The 10,032-nt window shown below is 45.1% G+C and carries 9 protein-coding genes; 8 read left to right on the forward strand and 1 reads right to left on the reverse strand.

Annotated elements, in window-relative coordinates:
- Positions 1 to 407 (reverse strand): helix-turn-helix domain-containing protein (locus E0E16_RS06580; protein ID WP_165444201.1); only part of this gene is annotated, 407 nt, incomplete at its 3' end.
- A gap of 953 nt (positions 408 to 1,360) precedes the next feature.
- Between E0E16_RS06580 and E0E16_RS06585 the strand changes: the two genes are divergently transcribed.
- The 8 genes from E0E16_RS06585 to E0E16_RS13930 all read left to right on the forward strand — a co-directional run.
- On the forward strand, positions 1,361 to 3,100 hold the full coding sequence (locus E0E16_RS06585) for a M6 family metalloprotease domain-containing protein (RefSeq protein ID WP_130829627.1): 1,740 nt from the start codon (positions 1,361 to 1,363) through the stop codon (positions 3,098 to 3,100).
- 183 nt (positions 3,101 to 3,283) lie between these two features.
- The gene (locus E0E16_RS06590) at positions 3,284 to 3,700 is read left to right on the forward strand and encodes a PaaI family thioesterase (protein ID WP_130829628.1); all 417 of its coding nucleotides are present in this window, start codon (positions 3,284 to 3,286) and stop codon (positions 3,698 to 3,700) included.
- 18 nt (positions 3,701 to 3,718) lie between these two features.
- Complete coding sequence (locus E0E16_RS06595) at positions 3,719 to 4,744, forward strand: chorismate-binding protein (protein ID WP_130829629.1); 1,026 nt, start codon at positions 3,719 to 3,721, stop codon at positions 4,742 to 4,744.
- Positions 4,745 to 4,800: 56 nt separating this feature from the next.
- On the forward strand, positions 4,801 to 6,501 hold the full coding sequence (menD, locus tag E0E16_RS06600; protein WP_130829630.1) for a 2-succinyl-5-enolpyruvyl-6-hydroxy-3-cyclohexene-1-carboxylic-acid synthase: 1,701 nt from the start codon (positions 4,801 to 4,803) through the stop codon (positions 6,499 to 6,501).
- 9 nt (positions 6,502 to 6,510) lie between these two features.
- Positions 6,511 to 7,338 carry a 1,4-dihydroxy-2-naphthoyl-CoA synthase gene (gene menB / locus E0E16_RS06605; RefSeq protein WP_130829631.1) on the forward strand — a complete coding sequence of 276 codons (828 nt, stop codon included), beginning with the start codon at positions 6,511 to 6,513 and terminating at the stop codon, positions 7,336 to 7,338.
- A gap of 38 nt (positions 7,339 to 7,376) precedes the next feature.
- Entirely contained in the window at positions 7,377 to 8,420 is a 1,044-nt protein-coding gene (locus tag E0E16_RS06610; protein ID WP_130829632.1) for an o-succinylbenzoate synthase, read from the forward strand.
- Positions 8,421 to 8,475: 55 nt separating this feature from the next.
- Positions 8,476 to 9,495, forward strand: coding sequence for an AMP-binding protein (locus E0E16_RS06615; protein ID WP_130829633.1), 1,020 nt, complete (start codon positions 8,476 to 8,478; stop codon positions 9,493 to 9,495).
- Between the two features lie 217 nt (positions 9,496 to 9,712).
- Positions 9,713 to 10,032, forward strand: a 320-nt coding sequence (locus E0E16_RS13930) for a hypothetical protein (RefSeq protein WP_181951343.1), incomplete at its 3' end; no start/stop codon positions are given.

Below are 10,032 nucleotides of genomic sequence, written 5' to 3' on the forward strand. Positions count from 1 at the left end.
CTGTATTTCATCTTATGCCTTGTGTGTTTGGCAAGTTCCCCTGTTGTATCATTATGAATGATATTATAAATGGATTGGTGGGACACCTTTATTCCCTCATTCTTGCGCAGATAACCTGATATTTGTCGTGGAGACCACTGGTCATTGGTGATATATTCCTTAATTCTCCAGACTAATTCGTTAGAGAGCCTGGCGTTCTTTACCGTTCTCTTTCTGCGCTGCATAGCCATATCGTGCGCCTTTGTCCAGATATACTTTTCTGATGGCGTGCTGTTGCGTTTGATTTCACGTGATAGTGTTGACTGACTGATGCCGACGATTGTGGCAATCTCTTTTCTCCCTGTTTTCTTTTGGAGTAAGGCGAAAATTTGCGACCTTTGCTCCGAGGTTAATTGATGATATTTCACAATACAAAGTTAATTAATCTTGGGGAGACAGAGGTCTCCCTTTTTTATTTGTATTGCTGGTTGTTTTTTTTCCTCGCCGAGAGATGCAGACAACCTCTCGCTACGCTTCGAGAACGTCTGCATCTCTCGGCGAGGGCTACTCTTTTATTGCACTTCGTTTTGGAACTTGCAGAACAAAAATAATAAAATATAAATGTTTGGACAAGTTTTTTCACTTATTTTATATCAATCTTGTGTTATTCAGGTTAGAAATTTATAGATTTGCAGTTTTCTTTCACTTTATTCTTTTGATTTATGTTCGTGCTGTAAGATAGCCGGATTGTTGGCTTCCATTCGTGAAGGATAGAAAGAAATGGCGATGTGAGTTCAATACGAATACCACTTTTGGACAGCATCATTAAATCCAAATCGCTCATTAGGATTTCCCGGTGGTATATGGCAGATGCTTGATAGCGAATATTCGACCCGGTCATCATTGCGAAATTACATTACAAAAACCGCGCCCGAGATGCGTTTTGTAATCCATTGATAATCAACAAAATATAAATTACAATTTAAAAGGTTGCCTTTTGCATTGCAATTCATGACCTTTTGCATTGTAAAAGCTTATCTTTTGGAAAGCAAAAGCTAAGCTTTTGATAGATGAATGAAGAAAATTCAGGACATTATTAAACTTTTCCCATATCTCCGGGCAGGCAGGTGTGGCTATGAGTTCATTGTATATGGTTTTTCGTCAGTAAATTGCTGAATAACAAACATCTATAATTGAATGTTTCTACCGGCGGTCATTAGGAAAAAGAACCAAAGTGGTTTCTAATGTGCCCGATTTGGGGTAAGGGTAGAGAAAGTTTTTCATGGGAATTGTTGCATCGTAATTCCGTTTTTATTATCTTTGCATATTCTGCGATATAAAAATGCAGAAATCAAAAAATTAAGAAGACAATATCAACAACATGAGAAAATTACTGTTACTATCTGTTTTGGCAATATTTATCGCTTTACCGATGAGTGCCATCCGTCCCATCAAAAAGTTATGGACCATGACTCAACCGGATGGTACGACGGTACGAGTTTACGTGCATGGCGATAGAGGGGCGGCTTATTATACCACAGTGGATGGACAGGTGTTGGTGATGACCGATACCGATGAACTGCGTTATGCCATCATTGAAAATGGGAGACTGATACCTTCAGACTTTCTTGCCCACGAAATAACCGAAAGATCGGAACAAGAAAAAGAATTTCTTGACGGTCAGCAGGTACTTTCTCGTTTGAGTGAACTGAAACGTTCCAAGCGCAAAAGCAGATACATTCGCCCGAGAAAGGAAATCTATGTCTCTACAGATGATGGACTGGGGAAATATGGTCGGAGTGGACTGGGACCTGTTAAAAGCATCGGCAAGGTGAATATACCCGTAATCATGGTACAGTTTAATGACACGAAGTTCAAGCCTTCCACAACGAAAGAGCATATGACTGCCTATTTCAATGAGAAGGGTTATAGAAGAGAACCAAATTGCGTAGGTTCCGTAAAAGATTACTTTGTAGCTCAGAGTCGTGGACTATTCGAACCCACGTTCGATGTATTGGGAGTTGTTACGCTCAGCAAAAGTTATAGATATTACGGAAAGAATAATATGAATGGCGATGACCTCCATGTTGATGAGCTTGTGGCGGATGCGGTAAAAGCGGCAATGGATCAAGGCGCGGACTTTTCCAAATATCTTGACGGGGATGGAAACATACAATTCGTCAGTGTTCTGTATGCCGGTAAAGGAGAAGCTACGAGCAGTAGTAATCCCTATTTAGTTTGGCCGCAGCAGTTCGATTTTGAACCGAATTTTAACATTGCAGGATTTCATTTCAATGGTTGTTTCGTAAGTAATGAGTTGGATGACAATAACACCTTGATGGGTATGGGCGTGTTCTGCCATGAGTTCGGTCATGCCTTAGGTTTGCCCGACTTTTACGTAACCGATTATTCTTATGACAATGATGCTCCTTTCGGCTTTTGGTCGATTATGGATGAGGGAGGCTACATCCGCCAAGGTCGCGCGCCGATAGGTTATACCGCCTACGAACGTTCTTGTCTCGGATGGTTGGACATTCCGGAGCTTACCGATAAATCCTATATAAAGCTTATGCCTACCGAAAGCGACCATTCCGATGTGGCAGTGCTGATACGCAACCCGAATAATAAAAAAGAATATTTCATTTTGGAAAATCGTTCTTCCGCCAGTACGTGGTATCCCGAAACTTGTTCCGATAGCTACTCCTCTAATACTAACACCTTCAGTCCGGGATTGTTGGTTACGCATATCGCCTACGACAAGAGAGCTTGGGAAGAGAATGAGGTAAACAATATTCAAGACTCGAAGCGAGCTTACGTTGTTGCTGCCAATGGTAGTGAGTTTGAGTGGGATGCTCAAAAAGAACATCTTTATGGCAACGGCGTAAACGAGATAAAATCATTCAGTCTCTTTGATGGGAGTAAGTTGGAAAAAACTGTCTATAAAATCGAAAGCAACGCTGATGGAACGCTCTCGTTCCACTTCTTGATCCCCGATGCCATTGAGGAAGTTGTGAGCAATGAGACACAAGACAATTATTATTACGATTTGCAAGGTAGAAGAATAGAAAGCCCTACTCGTGGCATCTATATTAAGAACGGAAAGAAATATGCCATAAAGTAAACTCGTTAAACATACGATACAAAAATCCTCCTCCGCTGAGACAGTAGAAGAGGATTTTTTATTATGAAGGGGATAGGAAATCGCCTTGAATGTTTTGTGGACTGTTCGTTTTTTACTATCTTTGCAAGAAACGAAAAACAGATACCCCTTGGGCTTGATATCCCCAATAAAAGAATTCATGATATGGATGTAGAAAAAATAAGTGCACGCTTGGAAAAAGAAGACGGATTGAGCCGCACCTTGGGCATGCAATTCATCTCAACTCCTGAACCTGATACTTTGATGGCAAAGATGGCGGTAGATGATCGCAACAAACAAATATTCGGATTTCTCTCCGGCGGAGCCACGTTGGCGTTAGCGGAGAATGTGGCAGGGGTTGGCTCTAATGGGATTTGCCCCGGAAAGATGGCGTTGGGAATCAATGTCAGTGGTAGTCATGTAAAGGCAATGCCTTACGGAGGAACGGTAACGGCCTTTGGCAAACTGGTTCATAAGGGCAATAAGCTACATGTGTGGCAAGTGGACGTAAAGAACGATAATGGTGAGATTATCTCCACAGTTCAAGTTACCAATTATGTCATTGACCCCAAGAAGAAATGAAGTAATATTGTAGCCAATATGCGGTCGTATGCTTTTTATCGGTTGCCGAATGCCGACCAATATGTGAAGATAACCGGACGACAGGATGCCCCATTGGTTTTGTCATCCCTTACCGAATTAAACGGAAAACGTGGTTTTGTCATTGCCCCTTTCAGCCCTTCGGCAACGTGTCCCGTGCTCTTACTCCTTCCCGAAAAGGTGGAAATCAATGCGTCATTAAAGCTGCAATTATCCGAGACATCAGCGAGACCACGCTCTGTGAAATCGGATAAAACAAGCTATCATCGCGATTTCTCCATATTCCATCAACAATTGACGAACCACACTTTCTCTAAATTGGTATTGTCGCGTTGTCTTGATGTTGAACTGTATGACAAACTGCAACCGGAGAAAATCTTTCTGCGCGCTTGCAAAGACTATCCCGATCAGTTTGTTTCCCTTTTCTCAACGCCACAGTCGGGCACATGGCTCATGGCAACTCCGGAAGTATTATTGACCGGCAGTGATACGAGTTGGCAAACAATGGCATTGGCAGGGACAATGATGCATAAGACCGGAGAGGAAAAATGGTCGATGAAGAACAAAGCGGAACAGCAATATGTGGCTGAATATATTAGAAATCATTTGGAGAAGTTCGCCTCCAACATAAGTGAAAATGGTCCTTTCACTACTCGTGCGGCAGCCGACCTGTTACATTTACGTACGGATTTTTGCTTCACCATTAACGATCCGAAACGCTTGGGTGATTTGTTGGATAATCTGCATCCCACTCCTGCCGTATGTGGCATACCTAAAGACGCGGCACGCCGATTTATCTTGGCAAACGAAACATCACCTCGCCGTTATTATAGCGGATTTGCCGGCATGGTAGATCCTAATGGCGAAACCCATCTTTATGTTTCTCTTCGCTGTATGCAGATAGCCGAAGACCTTTGTCGGCTGTATGCGGGAGGTGGAATATTGAGAGAAAGCACAGAGGAAAGCGAATGGCGAGAAACGAAGGCGAAGCTCGCGGCAATGAAACAATTATTGGAAGAGTGTTAAGGCTCCATCGCAAATCATTCATTCATAAAAGCCATAAATCATACGCATAAACAATCATGTTCAGCAATAAGGAAAACGTAAATATGCTAACGGAACTATTGACAGAGTTCGGAATAAGTAAAGCCGTGGTTTGTCCGGGCTCTCGCAATGCTCCCATTGTGCATAATTTTTGTGAATGTGAGGCGATAGAGTGTTTTTCCGTTACCGACGAACGCTCGGCTGGCTTCTTCGCACTTGGCTTGTGTATGAAAATCAATGAACCGGTAGTTGTTTGTGTTACTTCAGGAACGGCACTGCTGAATGTTGCTCCTGCGGTAGCGGAGGCTTATTACCAAAACCGGCAACTCATCGTTGTGTCGGCAGACCGACCACGACAATGGATTGGACAGCAAGACGGACAAACTCTGCCGCAGATGGAGGCTTTGTCGCCATACGTCCGCAAACGAGTGAGCTTGCCCGAGCCTGCGAATGATGAGGAACGATGGTATTGCAACCGGTTGATAAACGAGGCACTGTCAGCAAACCGACGAGGCTGCCCTGTTCATATCAACGTACCAATCTCCGAGCCACTTTTTGATTTTACGGTAAACACACTGCCACCGCAACGTAAGATAACTTTCCACGAAGCCGTGATCAGTCATGAGCGTATGACGAACATCGCGGTTGGTTTTGCCAATGCTCAAAAGCCGATGATTGTCTTCGGACAGATGAATGTTGTTAAGGCAGACGAGGCTATATCGGGAATAGCCATTTTAGACACATTTTCAGTTGTCTTACGAGAGAAAACAGCTGACAACACTGCTGGTTCGGCACAGCATTTCGATGAGATATTATCGGTAATCGGTGATGACGAGCGATACAAGCCCGACTATATTGTCTATATGGGAGGAACAATCGTGAGCAAGCGGTTGAAGAAATTCCTCCGTAGTTGCAAGGACGTTACTTCAGTGTTTGTTGATCAGTGGGGGGAGGTTTGTGATACATTTATGAACCTCACCGATGTTGTTCAGGGATTACCCGAAGATGCTTTGAAAGTTCTGTCGCAAGCGGTTAAGAACCAACCGCCCAAGGCATTTGGAAAACTGTGGCATGATGTGATTGTCAAGGCTCGAAAAATAGCCAACGCTTACCAACCATCCTTCTCTCAGATGCAGGCGGTGAAACTTTTTCATGAGACGATGAGGAAAAACGATTCTCTCGCTGCCCTTTTCTATGGCAACAGTTCGCCTTTGCGATTGGGTAATATCTATTCGCATGAATATTTGTTTGCCAACAGAGGCACAAATGGGATAGAGGGAACTTTATCGACGGCAGTTGGTTATGCAACGGCAGTTCGCGAAGAACGCAAAGTCTATTGCATTATTGGCGATTTGAGTTTCTTTTATGATAGAAACGCCTTGTGGAATCGCAATTTGACAACGAATGTGAATGTCTTGCTGCTTAACAATGGTGGTGGCGGTATCTTTCATCAGCTTCCCGGTCTTGAGAAATCGCCCCATCGCGACACGATGATTAGTGCAGCACACACGACATCCGCTCGAGGAGTATGCCGCGAAAACGATATTGATTACTTATCCGCTCATGATGAAAAGGAACTGAAGAAAGCACTAAAAGCATTCTTTCGGAGCAACGAGAAACCGTTGCTGCTTGAAGTTTTCACAGATGCCGAAGCCGATGCCCGGGTGGTAGGAGAATATTACGAATTATTCAAGAGGAAACTGTCTGCTCGACGGTTCTCTTCTGGTGAAGATAAATAAAAAAGAGATATGGACAAGAGAGAATGGAAGCCCATAGCAGGGTTTGATTTCAAGGAGATTTTATTCGAGGAGTACAATCATATCGCGAAGATAACTATTAATCGTCCGCGCTATCGCAATGCCTTCACGCCCCTCACGGTGTGGGAAATGTCGCGAGCTTTTGCTTATTGTCGCGAGGCATTGGATATAAGAGTGGTCTTACTTACCGGTGCCGGCGACAAGGCGTTTTGCTCCGGTGGAGACATGCATGTTAAGGGGAAAGGTGGTTATGTGGGCACGGACGGCGTGCCAAGGCTGAACGTTTTGGATGTACAGATGCAGATTCGCCGTCTTCCTAAACCGGTTATCGCAATGGTAAATGGTTATGCCATAGGCGGAGGACACGTGCTGCACGTTGTTTGCGACCTGACTATCGCTTCGGAAAACGCCATCTTTGGTCAGACCGGTCCCAAAGTAGGCTCGTTCGATGCCGGTTTCGGTGCTTCTTATTTGGCACGCATCGTAGGACAGAAGAAGGCGCGCGAGATATGGTTTCTTTGCCGTCAGTACTCTGCCGAGGAAGCTGAGCGCATGGGATTGGTGAACAAAGTGGTGTCTTTCGATAGGTTGGAAGACGAATGTGTGGAATGGGCGGAAACAATGATGGAACGTTCACCTCTTGCTCTGCGCATGATGAAGGCGGGATTTAATGCCGAACTCGATGGACAAGCCGGTATTCAGGAACTTGCCGGAGATGCCACCATGCTGTATTATACGCTTGATGAGGCGCAGGAAGGCGGAAAAGCATTCTTGGAAAAGCGCAAGCCCGACTTCGATAAATATCCCAAATTCCCTTAAACGTCTTGTATCGTTTCAATTCTTAATACCATTTGCTTATGTCGCCTTATCAATTACGCATCACATCAAAGACTTTGCATTTCAAGTCGCCTGCCGGAACGTCGCGCGGTGTCTATACATCTCGTTTGAGCTTCTTTGTTACGCTCTCTTCCAAAGAACATCCTGGGGTGAAAGGCGTGGGGGAGTGTGCCACGTTGCCCGACCTTTCATGCGATGCGCTGCCTCCTGAGAAATACGAAAGAAAGTTGCGAGAGTTCTGTGATGGTGTGGAGCGAACGGGGACGATTGACAGCGAGGCGATGAGACCTTATCCGTCGATGCTCTTTGGATTGGAAACGGCAATGGCACAGTTTGATGCCGGGGGTAAACCCGACTTCTTTTCCACTCCTTTCGGACGTGGCGAGGAGGGCATTCCCATCAATGGACTGGTGTGGATGGGAACTTACGATGAGATGTCCGCACGCCTCGAGGAAAAGATTCGGCAAGGTTTTCGATGTGTAAAACTAAAGATTGGAGCCATAGCTTTCACGAAGGAAATGGAACTGATTAGGCATATTCGCTCCTTGTTTCCGAGGGAACGAATGGAGCTTCGCGTGGATGCCAATGGCGGTTTCTCGCCGGCGGAAGTCATGGATAGGTTGGAAACTCTGGCAAAATATAATATTCATTCCATCGAACAGCCCATTAAGCAACGGCAATGGAAGGATATGGCGCGACTTTGTGCTGATGCTCCGATAGCCATCGCTCTTGATGAGGAACTCATTGGTGTGAACGAACGGCAAAAGAAGATAGAACTTTTGGAAACGCTGCATCCGCGATACATCGTCTTGAAACCAAGTTTACACGGAGGAATGGCAGGGACGAGGGAATGGATTGAGCTTGCTCACGAACGAAACATTGGCTCGTGGATAACATCGGCGTTGGAAAGCAATATCGGACTGAATGCCATCGCGCAGCTTACCGCGAGGATTTACGGACCGAATATCCGAATGCCGCAGGGATTGGGTACCGGACAGCTTTTCACAGACAATATTCCGATGCCGCTCACCATTGTCGGCGACCGGCTGATGATGAACTATTAAATTTCGATGATTGATGTTCGGATAGCGGTCGATATGAAAAACCCATGGAAATGACATGACGGTAAAAGAATTTCTTGTTGAGTGGGGCAACGACAAACCCACCGTTCTTGTACACACCAGTGGCTCTACGGGAACGCCGAAGCCTCTGTATGTGGAGAAGCGGCGCATGTTGAACTCGGCACGCATCACTTGCGACTTCCTGAATTTGCAACCTCAAGATACCGCTCTGCTCTGTATGCCCCTCGACTACATTGCCGGAAAAATGATGGTAGTTCGCAGTTTGGAACGCCGACTTCGTCTTCTGACCGTCATTCCGTCCGGACATCCGTTGTCGGAAACATCACTTTCCGAACTCGACAATCCCGAATGTGAGATAGATTTCGCGGCGATGGTGCCCTTGCAGGTTTACAACTCCCTGCGCGCTCCCGCCGAATGCGAGAGACTAAAGCGGATAAAGCACTTGATTATCGGTGGTGGGGCAGTGGATGAGGCTCTCGCGGCGGCATTGAGAAGTTTTCCGAATGCCGTTTGGAGTACTTACGGGATGACCGAAACGCTATCGCATATTGCCCTTCGTCGGCTCAACGGGTCGGCAGCAAGTGATTGGTACGAGCCTTTCGACAGTGTGAGAATTTCCCTTGACGCGGACGATTGTCTGATAATCGATGCGCCATTGGTGTGCGACCAACTCTTAAGAACACATGATAGAGCGGAAGTGAAAACGGAAAAAGACAAGGAGGGAAAGCTGAGAACTTTGTTCCGAATCATTGGGCGTAAAGATAACGTCATCAATTCCGGCGGAATAAAAATTCAAATGGAGGAAGTAGAAAAAGCGTTGAAACCCTATCTTATGAAACCTTATCTCATCACAAAACGGCATAGCGAGAAATTTGGTGAAGAGGTTGTGTTGCTCACAGAGAGCAAGGATTTGCAAGCGATACGAAGCATTTGCGAAAAGGTGCTCCCCAAGTTCCATCAACCGCATGATTATCAAAAAGTTTCCTCCATTCCCCTTACCGAGACCGGCAAGATAGCGCGTGCGAAAGCTTTGTTGTTGGCAAATGCTATAAAGTGATGGACATTTACCAACTAAAAACCATGCGCCATGAACTTGTATCAACACCTGAGCCTGTCCGGGAAAGACAAAAAACAAGCCTGTTCTTTGTTTAGCCCGGAGTGTTGAAGCTGCAAAAATCCATCCCCGGTGATATGGGAAAAATTCAATAATGTCCTGATTTGTCTTATACGGATTTAGCTTGTCACAATTCTGACTATAAAAAAAGTAAGAAATTATGACAAAACGTAAAACCCCGCGCGAATTTTCGTATTCGTTCAAGCTGCAAGTGTTAATTGATTATTATTCTAGCGGTTCTTCTCAAGCGTCCATATTGCGTAAGTGGAATGTGTCTAGTGGTTCGATGTTCCAATGGCTGAAACGTTGGCCCGTTGATTCAAAATCGTTATCTTTGCCCTCGGAAGTAATCGAGAGGTATCGTATGGCTCATAAAGAAACGAATTTGACAGACAATGAGATATTGCGCCAGAAGATAGTGAACCTCCAACACGCATTGTCTTTGGAGAAGATGCGCAGCCGTGCCTATGAGAAACTCAT

It is taken from the genome of Prevotella rectalis, assembly GCF_900607215.1.
In the GTDB taxonomy this organism is placed as follows: Bacteria; Bacteroidota; Bacteroidia; order Bacteroidales; family Bacteroidaceae; genus Prevotella; species Prevotella brunnea.

What these genes read in the sequence shown, in the direction of transcription:
- E0E16_RS06585 (WP_130829627.1), top strand. Translation starts at nt 1,361, where the DNA reads ATGAGAAAATTACTGTTACTATCTGTTTTGGCAATATTTATCGCTTTA.
- E0E16_RS06590 (WP_130829628.1), top strand. Translation starts at nt 3,284, where the DNA reads ATGGATGTAGAAAAAATAAGTGCACGCTTGGAAAAAGAAGACGGATTG.
- E0E16_RS06595 (WP_130829629.1), top strand. Translation starts at nt 3,719, where the DNA reads ATGCGGTCGTATGCTTTTTATCGGTTGCCGAATGCCGACCAATATGTG.
- menD (WP_130829630.1), top strand. Translation starts at nt 4,801, where the DNA reads ATGTTCAGCAATAAGGAAAACGTAAATATGCTAACGGAACTATTGACA.
- menB (WP_130829631.1), top strand. Translation starts at nt 6,511, where the DNA reads ATGGACAAGAGAGAATGGAAGCCCATAGCAGGGTTTGATTTCAAGGAG.
- E0E16_RS06610 (WP_130829632.1), top strand. Translation starts at nt 7,377, where the DNA reads ATGTCGCCTTATCAATTACGCATCACATCAAAGACTTTGCATTTCAAG.
- E0E16_RS06615 (WP_130829633.1), top strand. Translation starts at nt 8,476, where the DNA reads ATGACGGTAAAAGAATTTCTTGTTGAGTGGGGCAACGACAAACCCACC.